The organism is Rothia mucilaginosa (assembly GCF_049990865.1).
Lineage (GTDB): Bacteria > Actinomycetota > Actinomycetes > Actinomycetales > Micrococcaceae > Rothia > Rothia mucilaginosa_I.
The window spans coordinates 593,457-610,590 of record NZ_CP188231.1; the positions used below are offsets into that span (position 1 = coordinate 593,457).

General features: G+C 59.9%; 11 protein-coding genes. 3 read left to right on the forward strand and 8 right to left on the reverse strand.

All coding sequences use genetic code 11. From position 1 onward, the window contains the following. Nucleotides 1–44 precede the first annotated feature (44 nt). The 5 genes from budA to lipB form a co-directional block, all read right to left on the reverse strand. Nucleotides 45–794, reverse strand: coding sequence for an acetolactate decarboxylase (gene budA / locus ACP3RB_RS02475; protein ID WP_049352570.1), 750 nt, complete (start codon nucleotides 792–794; stop codon nucleotides 45–47). A 575-nt stretch (nucleotides 795–1,369) separates the two neighbouring features. Continuing rightward, nucleotides 1,370–2,794, reverse strand: a complete 1,425-nt coding sequence (gene glnA, locus ACP3RB_RS02480; RefSeq protein ID WP_426699330.1) for a type I glutamate--ammonia ligase — start codon at nucleotides 2,792–2,794, stop codon at nucleotides 1,370–1,372. Nucleotides 2,795–3,168: 374 nt separating this feature from the next. Then, nucleotides 3,169–3,885, reverse strand: coding sequence for a DUF4191 domain-containing protein (locus tag ACP3RB_RS02485; protein WP_426699331.1), 717 nt, complete (start codon nucleotides 3,883–3,885; stop codon nucleotides 3,169–3,171). Nucleotides 3,886–4,094: 209 nt separating this feature from the next. Then, nucleotides 4,095–5,102, reverse strand: a complete 1,008-nt coding sequence (gene lipA, locus ACP3RB_RS02490) for a lipoyl synthase (protein WP_049347251.1) — start codon at nucleotides 5,100–5,102, stop codon at nucleotides 4,095–4,097. Between the two features lie 176 nt (nucleotides 5,103–5,278). Continuing rightward, nucleotides 5,279–5,956: a lipoyl(octanoyl) transferase LipB gene (gene lipB / locus ACP3RB_RS02495; protein WP_426699332.1), complete on the reverse strand. Its 678-nt coding sequence runs from the start codon at nucleotides 5,954–5,956 to the stop codon at nucleotides 5,279–5,281. Nucleotides 5,957–6,176: 220 nt separating this feature from the next. On the opposite strand from lipB, the gene ACP3RB_RS02500 reads away from it, so the two are divergent. Beyond that, nucleotides 6,177–7,865: a peptidase gene (locus ACP3RB_RS02500; RefSeq protein WP_426699333.1), complete on the forward strand. Its 1,689-nt coding sequence runs from the start codon at nucleotides 6,177–6,179 to the stop codon at nucleotides 7,863–7,865. Nucleotides 7,866–8,027: 162 nt separating this feature from the next. On the opposite strand, the gene sucB is transcribed toward ACP3RB_RS02500, so the two are convergent. The 3 genes from sucB to ACP3RB_RS02515 all read right to left on the reverse strand — a co-directional run bounded on the left by sucB (nucleotide 8,028) and on the right by ACP3RB_RS02515 (nucleotide 13,256). Continuing rightward, complete coding sequence (sucB, locus tag ACP3RB_RS02505) at nucleotides 8,028–9,710, reverse strand: 2-oxoglutarate dehydrogenase, E2 component, dihydrolipoamide succinyltransferase (RefSeq protein WP_426699334.1); 1,683 nt, start codon at nucleotides 9,708–9,710, stop codon at nucleotides 8,028–8,030. Nucleotides 9,711–9,901: 191 nt separating this feature from the next. Further along, complete coding sequence (lpdA, locus tag ACP3RB_RS02510) at nucleotides 9,902–11,287, reverse strand: dihydrolipoyl dehydrogenase (protein ID WP_044142607.1); 1,386 nt, start codon at nucleotides 11,285–11,287, stop codon at nucleotides 9,902–9,904. Nucleotides 11,288–11,759: 472 nt separating this feature from the next. Continuing rightward, on the reverse strand, nucleotides 11,760–13,256 hold the full coding sequence (locus ACP3RB_RS02515; protein ID WP_426699335.1) for a leucyl aminopeptidase: 1,497 nt from the start codon (nucleotides 13,254–13,256) through the stop codon (nucleotides 11,760–11,762). 432 nt (nucleotides 13,257–13,688) lie between these two features. Between ACP3RB_RS02515 and ACP3RB_RS02520 the strand changes: the two genes are divergently transcribed. Together ACP3RB_RS02520 and ACP3RB_RS02525 are read left to right on the forward strand one after the other, a co-directional pair. Continuing rightward, entirely contained in the window at nucleotides 13,689–14,594 is a 906-nt protein-coding gene (locus ACP3RB_RS02520) for a PAC2 family protein (RefSeq protein WP_311452117.1), read from the forward strand. A 296-nt stretch (nucleotides 14,595–14,890) separates the two neighbouring features. After that, the gene (locus ACP3RB_RS02525; protein ID WP_426699336.1) at nucleotides 14,891–16,795 is read left to right on the forward strand and encodes a metal-dependent hydrolase; all 1,905 of its coding nucleotides are present in this window, start codon (nucleotides 14,891–14,893) and stop codon (nucleotides 16,793–16,795) included. The last annotated feature ends 339 nt before the right edge of the window (nucleotides 16,796–17,134 follow it).

Below are 17,134 nucleotides of genomic sequence, written 5' to 3' on the forward strand. Positions count from 1 at the left end.
CGTTGCTAGCTATATCCCGTTGCTATATCCCGGCGGGGTGAAGCTTAGTGCTTCTCAGCCTTGGAGATCTGATCAGCCAGGTCCTCGGGGGAGAGGTTAGCGGAGGAGAACTCGGGGGTCAGCGGCAGGTGCAGCTGCAGACCGGTACCGGGGCAAATCTCGACCTTTGCGGAGCGCAGCTTGAAGTCGACCACGTGGCCGCCCTGAACGCGCTCATCGTCGATGAAGTGGGCGTGGCAGCCGGGCACCGAAATGCCCTGCTCGTAGATGGGGGTACGGAAGCCAACGATCGTGCCGGTCACGTTGTCGAACTGGACGATGTCTTCGTTCTCGGTGGCGGCAACCATCTTCGGGTAGGGCTTCTCCTGCTTGATGACAGTGCGGGTGCGGACCCACTCGAACTCGCCGTAAATCTTGATGGCGTACATGTAGTTCTTGGAGACGGTGAAGTCATCCAGAATCTGCGAGGCAGACTTGCGCAGCAGGTTCTGCGGCAGTTCGCGCTTAATCATGGGCACGAAGTTGGTGACCACGGCGTAGGGGGTCTGCTGGCGCAGGTCGGGCAGGGATACGGAGCCGTCGTGGCGCACCTGGTAGCAGACGCCGTCGAGGACGACCATTTCGCCGTCGAGGCCGTTGAAGGTACCCACACCGAAGTTGCCGTGGCTCAGGAGCTCACCGATGGTCATCTCGCCATCGTAGATGCCGTCCAGCAGCTGGGACATGAGGCCGGTCTGAAAAACTTCGTTACGGAAAACAGTTTCACCGTTTAGGATGGTCGGCTGATATGCCATGAGATTTCTCCTCGTTACAGTGGATGCGGCGTCAGACGGGTCGGTCGGTCATCGGCGATACTCGCCCCAGCAGATGCTGAAAGTATGAGGGGCGGTGGGGAGAACACGGCTTCGTGATGTCGTTTCTCGCGGAATTCGTAGGTGCCGCCGGCCGGGCGCACGCACTTTCATTGTACGCCCGTCTCTGAACATATACCTACCGGTCAGCGTGCCAGCATCTTATGATGTGACCTCTAGAACTCTGAAAACAGTCAACTGCACGAGGGCATAAAAATAGACTGGCGTTCCCTCCGGTTGCACGACAAAAAGGGAGGGAACGCCAGCATCAACAGCTTAGCCCTTAGAGCCGCTCTAAGCGCAACTCTAAGCGCAACTAAGGCACGCGAGGCTCATCGAGGCAGAAAAATATTAGACACGAACCGTCACCAAAATAGTACGGTGAGCCTGCACCCTGCAGAAACCCGGTAGAACCCCTCCGCAGACCCCGCAGAACCCCTCCGCAGAAACTTCTCAGAGCACACAACAACGGCCTATACGCTCCCCAAGGAACGTATAGGCCGTTGCCTGTTTTCAGATTAGACGCCGTAGTACAGCTGGTACTCAAGCGGGTGCGGAACCAGCGAGAGCGGCTCCAGCTCGTTCTTACGCTTGTAGTCAATCCATGCCTGAATCAGGTCCTCGGTGAAGACGCCGCCCTCGAGCAGGAAGTCGTGGTCAGCCTCCAGAGCAGCCAGCGCCTCCTCAAGGTTAGCCGGAGCCTTCTTGATGTCCTTAGCCTCTTCAGCGGGCAGCTCGTACAGGTCCTTATCGATCGGTGCCGGCGGCTCAATGCGGTTACGGATACCGTCCAGGCCGGCCATCAGCTGAGCAGCGAATGCGAAGTAGGGGTTAGCGGAGGGGTCCGGTGCGCGGAACTCCAGGCGCTTAGCCTTCGGGTTGGTGCCGGTAATCGGGATGCGGATACCTGCGGAACGGTTACCCTGCGAGTACACCATGTTGACGGGAGCCTCGTAGCCGGGAACCAGACGCTTGTACGAGTTCACGGTCGGGTTGGTGAACGCCAGAACAGCGGAGGAGTGCTCAATCAGACCGCCAATGTACCAGCGTGCGATGTCAGAGAGGTTAGCGTAGCCGCGCTCATCGTAGAAGAGGGGCTCGCCGTCCTGCCACAGCGACTGGTGGCAGTGCATACCGGAGCCGTTGTCACCGAACACAGGCTTAGGCATGAAGGTCACGGACTTGCCCCATGCGTCTGCGGTGCCCTTGATGACGTACTTGAACTTCAGCAGGTCGTCAGCAGCCTTGGTGAGGGTGTCGAACTTGTAGTTGATTTCTGCCTGGCCGGCTGCGCCCACCTCGTGGTGGCTACGCTCAACCTCAAGGCCAACCTCGTCCAGAGCAACGCACATTGCGTCACGCAGGTCAGCCTGCTTATCAACAGGAGCAACAGGGAAGTAACCGCCCTTAATCGGAGTCTTGTTACCCAGGTTGCCACCCTCTTCCTTGCGGCCGCTGTTCCAGTACGCTTCGTCAGAGTCAATCTTGTAGAACACAGAATTCGGCTCGACCTGGTAGCGGACGTCCTCGAAGACGAAGAACTCAGCCTCAGAGGCGAAGAACGCGGTGTCTGCAATGCCGGTGGACTGCAGGTAAGCCTCGGCACGCTCAGCGACGCCGCGGGGGTCACGGTGGTAGGGCTCGCCGGTGCGGGGGTTCACAATGGAGCAGATGATGACCAGGGTCTTCTCAATGCGGAAGGGGTCAACGTACGCGGACTGAACATCGGGGATTAGCTGCATGTCGGACTCTGCAATGCCCTGGAAACCGCGAATGGAGGAGCCGTCAAAAAGCTGGCCGTTGACGAAGAAATCGTCATCAATCGCCTTAGCGGGCAGGTTGAAGTGCTGCTGCACGCCGGGCATGTCGGTGAATCGGATATCAACGAAGACTACTTCTTCGTTCTTGATAAAGTCGAGAACTTCCTGGGGGCTGGTAAACATGAGGACTGCTCCTTGTTTGACTGACCGTGAAGGAGGGTATCTTCCCTCATCGCATTCAGTCTGTGGTTTAGTTTTTGGCCGCGGGCAAAACCCTGTGACATATCAAGCATAGTGGTTATTTTTTGCGCGTGCGTGACTATCGTGTTTCGGTAATGTTACAAATCTTGGAAAGGAGTTACATCTGTGTTGCCTCCCGAAACACAACAGAGATGCTAACGCCCTCTAACAAAGCCGGCAGCGGGGCCAACAACAGCGCCAACAGCAATGCTGGCAACAGAGCAATAACCGGGCGCAAAAAGGCCCCGACACAAAAGGCTCCGGCCCTCCCACTTGGGGAAGAGCCGGAGCCTTCAAAACCTATATCAGCGCCTCGCTTAGCGGCCGCGCATCGCACGACGGTCGGGGCGAGCACGCATCGGGTCAATACCCTTAGGAACAGCGTTCATCGGGTTACGCATAGTGTTCAGGGTGCTCAGGCGACCAGAAATAGCCTGCATTTCCTGCTGAGTCAGAGCCTTCGGAAGCTTGTTCATCGTCTTCACAACGTCCTTGAGCTCAACCTGACCCTCTTCGTGACCGGTCTCAATCACGTGAACCGGAACGCCGGGAGCCACACGGTTCAGGTGCTTCTTCTCAGTGTTCACCAGGGAAGTCACGCGGCTGTGAGGACCTTCGGTCACCAGCACAATACCGGGACGGCCCAGCGCACGGAAGACCAGATCCTGGTGGCGGTTCGCAGCAACGGGCTGCTCCTCAACAATCCAACCGCGGCGCACCGAGTTCATCGCCGCACCACTACGACCGGGCTGGTTCTCAATCTGGGCAAAAGCCGCAGTCTGCGCGCGGCGACCCAGCAGAAGCATCGCCACGATAGCGGCAACGCCCAGACCCAGAATCAGGAAAGTAATCCAGTTACCCAGAGCAATACCGATGAGGAGGAAAACCAAAAGGGTACCCAGAGCCGACAGACTCAGAATCCAACCGATATTCGGGTCGGACTTCTTGGTCATCTGGTAGACCTGCTTCATCTGGGCGAAAGTGCCCGGAGTGCGTTCCTTCTTCTTTTTCTTCTCTTCGCGCTTATCTGCCACGATTCTTCCTCGGCTGGTTCTTCCGCGGCCCCGAGAAGCGCCTCAAACGCTCACGGAACCATAGTGACGTAACGATGCAGTGTATGCCTGCAATTTTTCTAGTTTACCCTACCCACACAAGGGGCGGGGCATAAGGGGAGGCTCCCCGAACACCGGACGAACACCGGGTTCGAGGAGCCTCAACGCTCTCAGAAAGATTCTGAAAAGGCTTAGTAGCCCGCAGCCACCAGGGAGGAGGCTTCCTGCAGGGCTGCACCCTCACCCTCAATGTGGGCAAGGTTCTCAGGAATCGGGTAGCCGTTCTTACGCATTGCACGAGCCCACAGGCGACCTGCACGGTACGAAGAACGAACCATCGGGCCCGCCATAACGCCGGCGAAACCAATTTCCTCAGCCATGTTCGCGAAGTCCACGAACTGCTGCGGCTTCACCCAACGCTCAATCGGGTGGAAGAGCGGGCCGGGGCGCAGGTACTGGGTGAGGGTAATGATGTCACAGCCAGCGTCGTGCAGATCGCACAGTGCCTCGTAAATCTCCTCATCGGTCTCGCCCATACCCAGAATCAGGTTGGACTTGGTGACCATGCCGCCTTCCTTAGCCTGGGTAATAACATCCAGAGAACGCTCGTAACGGAACGCCGGGCGAATCTGACGGAAGATGCGGGGGACGGTCTCCAGGTTGTGCGCAAACACCTCAGGCTTAGCGTCAATCACCTTCTGAACATGCTCGGGAACGCCCTTGAAGTCGGGGACGAGCATCTCAACGCCGGTGTTCGGGCACATCTTGTGAATCTGGCGGGTAGTCTCTGCGTACAGCCACGCACCGCCGTCTTCCAGGTCGTCGCGAGCAACACCGGTCACGGTTGCGTAACGCAGACCCATGACCTTCACGTTCTTAGCAACCTTGAACGGCTCAGCGTAGTCAACAGCAACAGGCTTGCCGGTCGCAATATTGCAGAAGTCGCAACGGCGGGTGCACTCGGAACCACCAATCAGGTAGGTTGCCTCACGGTCTTCCCAGCACTCGTAAATATTGGGGCAGCCTGCCTCTTCACACACGGTGTGCAGGCCCTGACCGCGAGCCAGCTCGCGCATCTCGTTGTATTCGGGGCCAACAATAGCCTTGGTCTTAATCCAGTGAGGCTTCTTCTCAATGGGAACCTCAGCGTTGCGGGCCTCCACACGCAGTAGCTTGCGTCCTTCAGGTGCGGTGCTCAAAAGTCTTCTCCTTGGTCTAGATGTGCCCTCTGTGCAGGTGGGCCACCTTCTATATTACGCCCGCTCAGGCGTAGGTGAAACTGGTTTTCGTATATGACGAACAAAGCCGGACGCGTTACGTGCACGGCCCGATTGATGCTTCTTGACTGCGTCTAACCCTGCGTTTAGTTCTGCGTTTAGTCCTGTGCCGCGACGGGCTCGAAGGACTCCGCCAGACGGTCCTGGTACTTCAGAAGCTCCGCCTCCAGCGGCTCCAGAATATCGGCGGGGGTGACGGTGCGACCCAGCTGCTCCGAAATCGTGGTAACGCCCGCATCGCTAATACCGCAGGGAATGAACTGCTGGAAAGGCGCAGTGTCATTGCAGCAGTTAATCGCGAAGCCGTGCATGGTGGTGTTACGCGAAACGCGCATGCCCAGCGCCGCAATCTTCTTGTCCTGGGTGATGCCGTCGCCCAGAATCCACACGCCGCTACGGCCCTCAACGCGCTCACCCTTAATGCCCAGACCAGCCAGGACGTTAATGATGATCTCCTCAATGATGCGCACATACGCCACCACGTCAATGGGTTCGGGCAGACGCAGAATCGGGTAGCCGGTCAGCTGGCCGGGGCCGTGCCAGGTCAGCTTGCCGCCGCGGTCAATCTTGACGACGGGGGTGGACTTGTCTGCGGGGTACTCGTGGTCTTCGGTGCGTTTACCGGCGGTAATCACTGCCTCGTGTTCGAGTAGAAGAATCGTATTCTGGCGGGTGCGGTTAGCCACCTCATCGTGGATGCGGTACTGCTTGTCCAGGCACTCAACATAGTTCACATAGTTCGGGGCGAAGCCCACGCGTTCAATCGTCACAGACATACTTTCTACCATAGTACTGCTAGTGGAGGGAAGAAAATTAGGGCGCCCTGAATCACGTGATGAGCGAACACGTCGAAATGTTACGTGAGGGCGTGCTCGGGGGCAGGAAGGACGAAAGGGGAGGTAAATACCTGAATTCATCTATGGGGCTCTTTGGAGTATTTGAAGTATTTTAGTGTGCTTGAATATATTATTTGATGCGATTTGATAACATAATGGTATGAGAAGCAAAGAAGCACACGTTCTGGAAAGCATCGCCAACCCGGCTCTACCCACCCTGCAGATCGTCGAGTACCGGGGTGAAACCACCGAGAGCGCACCCTCCGTAACCTCTGCGTACCCCGGACGCTACACCCTGCGCGCCATTTCCCAGCCCGCTCCCTCTACACCGCCAGCTTCTACCGCGCCCACCCTGCGGGCGGCAGCCAACGGGTACGGATTCGAGGAAAACACGGATGCATCCGCTCAGCGGCACGCCCAGACCCCACAGGTAGCCGCCGCCCTACGCAACGCGCCCGGACTCGCCAAGCTCCACGCTGTTACTGGTGAATGTGCCGATCGGCTGTGTCTCTGGTACGAGCCCCTCGACGCGGGCACCCTTGACAAGCTCCTGCGCGCTCGCACCCTGACACCCGCCGAGCTCATGACCCTGGCGCGAACCCTGCACCGGGCGCTCGGCAGCCTCAAAAAGGTGGGGGAGGGGCGCGCCGAACTAAGCGCCGAATACATCGCGCTGAGCGCCGCCGGAGTGCCCAAACTCCTTCTGCCCGACGCTGTCTATTGTGAGGCGGACTCTCTAGACACGGATCAGCTCATCTCCGCTCGGGGCAACTACGAACGCTCCGCAGCGGCACTGCTATGGCAAGCCGCCTGCGGGCACACACCGGAACCTTCCTCCGCCCGCGTACCCCTCTCACTGCGCATGGTCTTACCGCGTATGGGAGCCACCGGCACCGCAACCGAAGGGGCACCCAGCAGCGAGTGGATTGAGCGCCTCGGCAGAGCCCTCGAATACCTGCTGGACGCGCCTGCCCAGGAGGCGGCGCTCGCCGGGCTGGGCTCCGTGGTCGCCCTCGCGGAGGAGGTGCCGCCTCGCCCGCTCAACGTCTACCTGAGCTGTTCAGAAAGAGCCCGCGCCCTAATTCCCGCAGCAGTGGAATCTGAACCGGTACAGAAGCTCTCAAAGGCACAGAAAGCGCAACGCTATCTAGCGGAACGTTTGCCGGGCGTGAAGAAAGCGGGGCGCGCAGTTACGACCGGTTCTAAGCCGTTGAGCTCTGCAACGAGCCCCGGGGTGAGCCTCACAAAGAATCCTGCAAAGACTGCGCCCGCCCCAAAGACCACAGAGGCGACGGGCACATCCCGCCTGAGGGCGCTACGCGGCGCGTTCACCCGCCCCACTGCGCGGCTGGGACTGGCCTCGCGGCTGGGACTGGCCTCGCGGCTGGGCATCGCCGCGCTCGCGCTGGGGGCTATCGCGCTGCCGCTCGGGTTCACCCTCTACGGGCAGAACGCCCCGGCAACGGCACAGCCCGTATCCGCTCAAGCCGTGAACGCAGCGGGGGAGCAGGCACCCGACGGCACGGCAACACAGGATCAGAGCGTACAGGATAAGGCATCGCAGGGCGAGCAGATTCTGCGAGCCCTCATCGACCAGCGGAATCACGAACGGCGCATGCGAGGCGGCGCAGAGCTCACCCTAGACACCGCCGAAGAACTCAGCCGCGACAGCGAGAACATCCGCGTGATGGCGGTGGTCTCCGCACCCGGCTACCGCGCCGATAAAACCGAGCAGGAAGCCCGCAAACTCAGCGAAGAAAACGGCGTCACCCGCCAGAAAGTCATCTTCGACCTGCACCGCGGGGAGAAAGGCTGGGAAATAGCTCGCGCCGAACCCGTCCCGGCATAGCTGACACTGTAGAAGCGAGGATACAACAAAAGCGGCGGCCCCACCCACCGAAGTGGATGGAGCCGCCGCTTTTTGCTCACCGTCCGGGAAAACCCGGAGAGCTACGCTCGGTTACCCATCAGGGCACCGCCACAAGGAAACTTCCTTGAATCTTTGCAGGTCTTAGAGGCCCAGCTCAGACTCGAAGTTTGCCTCCTCCAGGCGGGTCTTGACGGTGTGCAGGAAGCGACCAGCGTCCGCACCGTCGACCACGCGGTGATCGTAGGTGAGGGACAGGTAGCACATGGAGCGGATAGCGATAACGTCGTTACCGTCAACATCCTTAACAACCATGGGGCGCTTCACGATAGCACCGGTACCGAGGATTGCCACGTTCGGCTGGTTGATGATCGGGGTGTCGAACAGTGCACCGAAGGAACCAATGTTGGTGATGGTGAAGGTCGAACCCGACAGCTCCTCGGGGGAGATGTCGCCGGTACGTGCGCGGCCACCCAGGTCACCAATAGCCTTTGCCAGGCCAGCAATGCCCAGGTCGGAAGCGTTCTTGATGACCGGAACCAGCAGACCCTTGGGGGTGTCCACAGCAATAGCGATGTTCTCGGAGCCGTGGTAGGTGATCTGCTTGTAGTCTTCGGTCATGGAAGCGTTCAGAGCGGGGTGCTGCTGCAGAGCCTCAGCGGAAGCCTGGACGAAGAAGGGCAGGAAGGTCAGCTTAGCGCCCTCACGAGCAGCGAAGCCGTCCTTAGCCTTTGCACGCAGCTGAACGATGCGGGTCACGTCAACCTCGGTGACCTGAGTCAGCTGGGTGGAGACGTCCAGGGACTCACGCATACGCTTTGCAATAACCTGGCGGATACGTGCGGTCTTCTCGACGGTGCCACGCTTGGGGGAAACCTCGAAGGTGTGCGGTGCCTTTGCGGAACCAGCAGCCGGAGCAGCAGCTGCAGCGGGTGCAGCAGCGGCGGGAGCAGCGGAACCCTTAGCAGCGATAGCAGCCTGAACATCCTGCTTACGGATGCGGCCACCAACACCGGTGCCCTTGACGGTGGACAGGTCGATGCCGTTGTCCTTAGCGAGCTTACGAACCAGCGGGGTCACGTATGCTTCGCCCTCAGCAGCTGCCGGAGCGGCAGGTGCAGCGGGAGCTGCAGGAGCTGCAGGAGCTGCAGCGGGTGCTGCCGGAGCTGCGGGAGCCTCAGCAACCGGAGCGGGAGCAGCCGGAGCAGCGGGTGCAGCAGCAGCGGAAGCGTCGCCGATGATAGCCAGAACCTGGCCAACCTCTGCGTCCTCATCCTCGGGGATGCGGATCTCGAGCAGGGTACCTGCTACGGGGGAGGGAACCTCGGTGTCAACCTTGTCGGTGGAAACCTCAACCAGGGGCTCGTCAACCTCAACCTGCTCGCCAACTTCCTTCAGCCAGCGGGTAACGGTGCCCTCGGTGACGGACTCGCCCAGTGCGGGCAGTACGACCTCGATGCCTGCAGCAGCAGCTGCGGGAGCAGCCGGAGCAGCGGCGGGTGCTGCGGGAGCAGCAGGAGCCTCAGCAACCGGAGCGGGAGCTGCGGGAGCCTCAGCAGCTGCGGGAGCAGCCGGTGCAGCAGCGCCGGAACCGTCGCCAATGATAGCCAGAGCAGCGCCGACCTCGACGTCCTCGTCCTCGGGGACGAGAATCTGCTCAACAACGCCTGCTACGGGGGAGGGAACCTCGGTGTCAACCTTGTCGGTGGAAACCTCAACCAGGGGTGCGTCAACCTCGATGGTGTCGCCGACCTCAACGAGCCAGCGGGTAACGGTACCCTCGGTCACGGACTCGCCCAGTGCGGGCAGTACTACGGTGTGGGACATAATCTTTCCCGTTCTCCTTGTGAATGCTTGAACTAGAAAAATGTGAGCGGTGACCCGGATGCGCGCCGTATGCGTTGAAGCACGTCGACGCGCATCCGGATAGGGGCGTTGTTCAGCGGATACGCCCGGCAACCGCTAACGACCAACGGTCGTCAATACTAAGCTGACGCGCTAACGCCAGTCAGCAAAAATTATGCGCTGTGCAGCGGGGTGCCGTTCAGGACCATTGCAGCCTCACCCAGGGACTCGTTCTGAGTCGGGTGTGCGTGGATGAACTTAGCGACGTCCTCGGGGAATGCTTCCCAAGCAACCCACATCTGAGCCTCACCAATCTGCTCACCCATGCGCTTACCAATAGCGTGAACACCAACGATGGGGCCGTCCTTCTGGCGGACAACCTTCACGATACCGGTAGCACCGAGGATAGCGGACTTGCCGTTACCAGCCAGGTTGTACTCAGCGGTCTCAACGTTCTCAGCGCCGAACTTCTCCTTAGCCTTGGGCTCGGAGTAGCCAACGGAAGCGATCTCCGGGTCACAGAAGGTGACCTTGGGGATGTTCACGTCTTCAACGATGGAGGGGTTCAGGCCAGCGATTTCCTCAGCAACGAAGATACCCTGCTGGTAACCGCGGTGAGCCAGCTGAACGCCGGGGACGATGTCGCCAACAGCGTAGATGTTGCCAACGCCGGTGTGCAGGCGCTCGTTAGCCAGGACGAAGCCGCGATCCATGGGGATGCCCTGCTCCTCGTAGCCCATGTTTGCGGTGTTCGGGCCACGACCAACAGCGACCAGAACGATCTCTGCCTCGAAGACCTTGCCGTCAGCCAGGGTGACCTTAGCACCGTTAGCGTCCTGCTCAACCTTCTCGAAGAGGGTGCCGGTGTTGAACTTGATGCCGCGCTTCTTGAACGCACGCTCCAGAACCTTGATGATTGCCGGGTCCTCGTTGGGAACCAGGTTCGGCAGGCCCTCGATGATGGTGACGTCAACGCCCATAGCGTTCCACATGGATGCGAACTCGCAACCAATCACGCCGCCGCCGAGCACGATAGCGCTCTTGGGCAGGTAGTCCATTTCCAGTGCCTCAGTGGAGGTCAGAACGCGACCCTCAATGGGCAGACCGAAGGTCTTGGAGACCGAGCCGGATGCCAGGATAATGTTCTTACCCTTGTACTCAACACCACCGACGGTGATGGTGTCCTGAGCGGTCAGCTTACCCTCGCCGGGGATAACCTCCACGCCCTTCATCTTCAGCAGGCCTGCAAGACCCTTGAACTTACCGGAGACGATGTTGTCCTTGTAATCGCGAACCTTGCCCATCTCGATGGACTGCAGAACAGCGTTAACGCCAACCTTGGACGCTTCGCGTGCCTCTTCAGCCAGCTCAGCAGCGTGCAGGTACGCCTTGGTGGGGATACAGCCGGTGTGCAGGCAGGTGCCGCCGACCTTTTCCTTCTCGATCAGGCCGACGGTGAAGCCTAGCTGGCGTGCGCGAATAGCTGCAGAGTAGCCAGCGGAACCGCCGCCGAGGATGAGGATGTCGAATTCTTGAGCCACGATATTGCTCCCTTGCATAGTTGTGGGGGCTAAAGACCCCTGCAATGAGTTCTTTACCAATTTATTGGTAGGTTCCCCAGCATGCGCGAAAGGCCCGCGACTCACAAAAATCGCGCGCCCCTCTGCGTACGCAGAAAAACACTTAATACAACAATACCCCCGTTGAGGGTCGTTTAAGTTCACTCAGGGCGGTTTTAGCTGATTAATCACCCAAACAGCGCAAATTTTTCACCACTCAAGAAAAGCGGTGCGTCATAGAACGGCGTGGTGACAGGACCACCACAGCGGTCGCACAGAACGCAACCAAGAAAAGACACCAAGAAAAGATGCCAAAGAAAGACGCAGAGGAGGGCTCCCCGGTAGAAATACCGAAAAGCCCTCCTCTGATTAGTTAGCTCTATGCTGTGCGGCTACACACCAGATAGGGGTGCACCAGATGAGGGGCACCAGCTAGGATGCACCAATCAGGACGCGCGCCCAGTGCAGCAGACTACTTGGCGTAGGACTGGATGAAGTTCACCAGGGTAGCGGTACCGAAGCCGGTACCCTCCTTCGGGGTGAAGCCGTAGGGTGCCTCCTCGTTGAACGCGGGGCCCGCAATATCCAGGTGAGCCCAGGGGATGCCCTCGCCCACGAACTCCTTCAGGAACAGGCCCGCAGTCAGCGCGCCACCGTAGCGGGAACCAATGTTCTTGATGTCAGCAACGGGGGACTCCAGGCTCTTACGCAGGTAGGACTCCAGCGGCATCGGCCAGTACGCCTCACCCGCAGCGGCACCGGCTGCAATCACACGGTCGCGAATCTCCTCGTCGCCGAGCAGAGCAGCAGTGCGCAGACCCAGGGCAGCCATAGCGGCACCGGTCAGGGTAGCGATATCCAGGATGACGTCCGGGTTCGACTCAGAAGCCAGGGCAATACCATCAGCCATGACCAGGCGGCCCTCAGCGTCAGTGTTCAGCACCTCAACGGTACGGCCATCACGCATGGTGATGATGTCCTCCGGGCGCAGTGCGTGACCGCCGGGCATGTTCTCCGCCAGGCACAGGTAACCGGTCACAGCAACCGGCACATCCAGCTCAGCGGAAGCAACCACAGCGTTCAGAACGGCAGCAGCACCCGCCATATCGCACTTCATGGTCATCATCGAAGCGGCAGGCTTCAGCGAGTTACCACCGGTATCGAAGGTAATGCCCTTACCAACCAGAGCAACGTGAGCCTTCGGGTTCTCCGGGGTGTACTTCACAACGGCAAGAACCGGCTTGCGGGGCGAACCCTGACCAACACCGGAAATGCCGCCGAAGCCCTCCTCAGCCAGGCGGTCGTGGTGGAACAGCTCAATCTCAATGTTCGAGTAATCCTCAGCGACCTCAGCAGCGAACTCAGCGAAAGTCTCCGGGTACAGGTGCGACGGAGGCAGGTTCACCAGACGGCGAGCATCCTTAGCGGTCTCACCCAGAACCAGGGCGTGCACCAGAGCCTCTTCAGCCTCTTCCTGATCAATCGAAGAAACAATCAGAATGGACTCGATCTCTTCCTGGACCGAATCCTTGGTCTTGAAACGCAGGCCCTCCTCAACGAAGTTACCCAGCACAGCGCCGTGAGCAATAGCCTCAATTTCCTCTACCGAAGAAACACCGAAGTCGAAAGCAATTTCCTCAGCGGAACCAACCAGCTGACGAGCCGCAGAACCGGCAGCGTAACGCAGAGCGTCCAGACGCTCCTGACCCTCAGCGGTATCAGAGCCCAGACCCGCCAGCGCCACAATACCGGCGCCGGTGTCCTCAAGGCCGGGCAGACGCAGCAGCTGATCGGGTGCGCCCGAGGCGCCCAGCGCCTCCAGCAGCTCGTTAATACCCTCAATAGAGTCCTCAGACAGGGAGTTCGGCGCCAGGTACGCGCCGTCCGAACCCTTCAGAACGCCCAGAACCAGAACGTCAGCTTCGAGCGCTTCAAGGTCGGTGCTGTGAATAGACAGAGACAGAGACATCGTTACTCCTTTGCGTATGTCTTCTCAAAATAGTCAGGGCACATCCTCGCGCCCGAAAAACTCAACTGTAGGCCCTCGAAGAGTGAGGATGAATACCGCCGCGCAAAGCCGCGCGGACTACTGCTTCTACTCTACACGGATATGTAAGAGGGCGTGAGGTTCAGCTCTCACCCCGAACAGCCGACAGCACAGAAAAACGCACAAGAAGCCGAGCTGCAGCGTCTTAAGAACGTCGATGGGACGCCAAACAAGTTCACCTACTGCGAGAAAAGCCCGCACACTGTCGAGACAGCGCCGTCGTGGCATAAAATGAAAGACTACGGAAAGCGTCAGATAACAGAAGACGCCCCTTCGCCCCAACACCTCGGGTACCGGCAGAAAATACTAAGCCCCCCGAACGCGGCGCGAACCAGACAGAAGTGAGGAGGCGTAATGCTCAACCCCGAAGATCTCTACTTAGCCAACACCAAAATATTGGACGACCCCAGGATGCACGGGCTAACCCTCATCATCGCCCTCTCCAGCCCGCAAGACGCAGGATCCACCGCAGGCCAGCTCGGACAGGTGCTGCTCAGCGAACTCAAAAACATTGAAATCGTCGAGTTCGACAGCGACCAGCTGCACGACTACCGTGCCCGCCGCCCCTACATCCGCTACGAAAAAGACCATTTCGAAAAGCCGCAATACCCGCAGCTGAAGCTCTACGCCGTAGAAGACAGCCTCGACAAGCCGTTCCTGCTGCTTACCGGCGCCGAACCGGACCTGCAGTGGCAGCGCTTCGAAAAGGCGGTGCTGACCATCGCCCAGCGAGTCAAGCCCTCCCTGGTCGTGCTAGTCTCCGCATTCCCCATGCCGGTGCCGCACACCCGCCCCTTCCCGATTACCGCGCACGGCTCCCGCAAGGACCTGATTCGCGGCATCTCCCCGTGGAAGCCCAGCGCGGACGTGCACGCGACCATCACCAACCTGCTGGAAGTTCTCTTCACCGAAAACGGAATCGACACCGTCGGCTTCGGCGTGAACATTCCCCAGTACATTTCGGAGGCGGACCTGCCGCAGGGTACCCTCACCGCGCTCGAACACGTGGGCATGGCGGCACACCTCTCCCTACCCACCGAGAACCTGCGCGAAGCCGCACGCCACGTGCACAGCCAGATTAACGATCAGGTCAAGCAGAACCCCGAGATTGGTCGCATGATCACGACCATGGAGGAGAACTACGACGAGAACTTCCGCACCTCCGACATTGCGGTTCCCCTCTCGCGACGCGACGCGCACAACGTGCCCAGCCGCGACGAGATTGGTGCGCTCTTCGAGCGGTTCCTCGACGAACAATAAGTGCTCGCAGTAGGGGATGCTGCGGAGGAGCGCGAGTCATAGGGGCGCGGAGGGTTGCCCGCCGCGAACCTGGATCATGGATACCGTCTGGCACGTCGGATACCGCCCGCCAGGTATTGCGTGACAGGTATTGCGTGACAGATTATGACGCGGCACCCCGCGCCCCTGTGGACAAACCCCCGCGCACAAACGAACAATACGAATAAATCTGTGGATACTTCGGATACATGAACCGAAGTATCCACAGATTTATTTGTTTAACTCCGAACCCGCGCAAACCATGCCACCGTGAAGGCATGAACGCAAACAATACCCCCAACGGCAATACCCCCAACAACGACCACCTCCGCAGCGATTACTTCCACAACGACCACATCCACGGTGGCTACGACACGCCCCCGCCCATCCGCAACGAATACGACGTGCTCAGCTGCGCCCTCCACCAGCACGGCTACTGGCCCGACCACTCACTCATCATCCTCACCGCAACCGACAACACCCTCGGCCCCAGCCTGCGCGTCAACCTACCCGACGAACCCTGCACCCACAGCGAACGCGCCGACTTCCTGCACGAAACCTTCGCCAAACTCCCCACCTGCCACAACGGCGAAACCCTCACCCGCTTCTACGCCATCATCATCGACGGCGACAACACCGTACGCCAACGCCAACTGCACCCCAACACCGCACAACTTGCCGCCATCGAAGAAATCCAACGGGACGTTGACACCCAAATCCCCATCAACGCATGGCTCCACCTGCTCCACGACCCGCGCATCGTCAGCGAACTACGCTGCGAAGACGTCATCTACGCAGGCGGTGCCAGCATCTGGGCGCTCAACCCCGAACAGCAAGCGCTCACCCTCCTCGCACCCATCGAAGAAATCCGACACAGCAGCTACTACAACTGGCTCACCCGCCACGGCGACACCATCGCCGACACCGCCCACCACAACTACGCCCACAGCCCCTGGGACACCGACCCCACAACCAACCCCGAAACCCGCCACGACTGGGAAAACGCAGTAGAACTCTGGGACCACACCCATACCACCCGCCACGACGAAGCCCGCAAGGGCGTCCGCACCATCTACCGCCAAGCTCAAATCGACCTGTGCTACTGGGACGCCGCCATCAACGCTGCCGCGCACCTGCTCGCCACCCACCCGGTCGATCACGCAGGCAACCCCGCCACCGGTGATGCGCCCACCATCGGCGACGCACTCCGCGAACTCATCCCCGCCGAGGTCGCCGGGCACCTACGTGCCTCCATCGCACCGGTAACCCTCAACCCCATCACCGCCGAAATGCTCACCTACCTCGCCGGCTACGGACTCAACCACGCCCAAAAAGCGCTCGCCTACCTGCACTACTCCGCCCAATACACCTACCACGCCTTCGGCGGCGAATACCCCAGCACCAGCCCCAACCGCGCGCCGCTCGAACCACCCCACTACGGCACCCGCATCACCCGCAAAACCTACATCCCCGCCAGCTTCACCCACGCACTCAGCGCCACACCCGGCACCGAACAGGCACACGTACGCGCCGTGCCCGAAAAATGCGTGCAATGGCAAGACTGGATCCGCCGCACCCACCGCACTATTCAAGAGAGCCGTACCAGTCAACAGAACCGCAGCAACCAGCACGATAACCTCAACGGCTGGGCACTCGAAAACCTCACCCCCGCCGACCTCGCCAGCGCCGCCGAACTCAACACCATCAGCCGCGACGTGCTCCCACGCCTCGAGGAACACCCCAAAGACCACAACGCCCACAACAAACTCGAAAACCTCCAACAACGAATCGACGAAAGCTGCACCAACAGCGAATACCTCACCGAACACCACGCCGTCTACGCCCACTACCTCAACGCCCTCAAAGGAAAACTAGACAGCCCCCACTGGGCACGCCTCAACGCACTCGAACTACTCACCAGCCTGCTCACACCCCACAGCACCGACGGAGAATACGCCGCACTACGCAACACCCAAGCCTGGGCCAACTGGTACAAGGGCTACAGCACCTACGCCCGCCTGCTCCGCCAAGAAGCCCACCGCCACACATTCGGAAAGGACCTCAACATCCTCGACGTACACCTCAACGCAGGCAACCTACCCGCCTGGATCAAACACACCATCTGCGGCGAACCCGGAACACACCGCCGACCCATCAGCACCCTCAAACCCCGAAAACCCTAAAAGCCCGGCACCTAAAACCAGCGCCTAAAAGCGAAGGCATAAAACGAGGGAGGGGCGCGCCACCCCGGCACGCCCCTCCCACATGCGCCTACTCCCACACACAATCGCACCCACCCGAAACACCCCCAAGCCCACCCCGACCAGCGCGTCAAGTTGAAAGCAATTGAAAATCTGCAATACTTATATATTGACCCCGTACAGTCAATGCGCTACAACGCGCCCTCAAACCGCTCCACACAACGAGCAACGGAACCCTGCAAACCGCCCAACGCACGCGGAATAAAACCCGCCCCCACAGCGTTAAACCGGACAAACGCAGCAAACACCCCGACCGAGGAC

What these genes read in the sequence shown, in the direction of transcription:
- sucB (WP_426699334.1), bottom strand. Translation starts at nt 9,710, where the DNA reads ATGTCCCACACCGTAGTACTGCCCGCACTGGGCGAGTCCGTGACCGAG.
- lpdA (WP_044142607.1), bottom strand. Translation starts at nt 11,287, where the DNA reads ATGCAAGGGAGCAATATCGTGGCTCAAGAATTCGACATCCTCATCCTC.
- ACP3RB_RS02525 (WP_426699336.1), top strand. Translation starts at nt 14,891, where the DNA reads ATGAACGCAAACAATACCCCCAACGGCAATACCCCCAACAACGACCAC.
- ACP3RB_RS02515 (WP_426699335.1), bottom strand. Translation starts at nt 13,256, where the DNA reads ATGTCTCTGTCTCTGTCTATTCACAGCACCGACCTTGAAGCGCTCGAA.
- glnA (WP_426699330.1), bottom strand. Translation starts at nt 2,794, where the DNA reads ATGTTTACCAGCCCCCAGGAAGTTCTCGACTTTATCAAGAACGAAGAA.
- lipB (WP_426699332.1), bottom strand. Translation starts at nt 5,956, where the DNA reads ATGTCTGTGACGATTGAACGCGTGGGCTTCGCCCCGAACTATGTGAAC.
- budA (WP_049352570.1), bottom strand. Translation starts at nt 794, where the DNA reads ATGGCATATCAGCCGACCATCCTAAACGGTGAAACTGTTTTCCGTAAC.
- ACP3RB_RS02500 (WP_426699333.1), top strand. Translation starts at nt 6,177, where the DNA reads ATGAGAAGCAAAGAAGCACACGTTCTGGAAAGCATCGCCAACCCGGCT.
- ACP3RB_RS02520 (WP_311452117.1), top strand. Translation starts at nt 13,689, where the DNA reads ATGCTCAACCCCGAAGATCTCTACTTAGCCAACACCAAAATATTGGAC.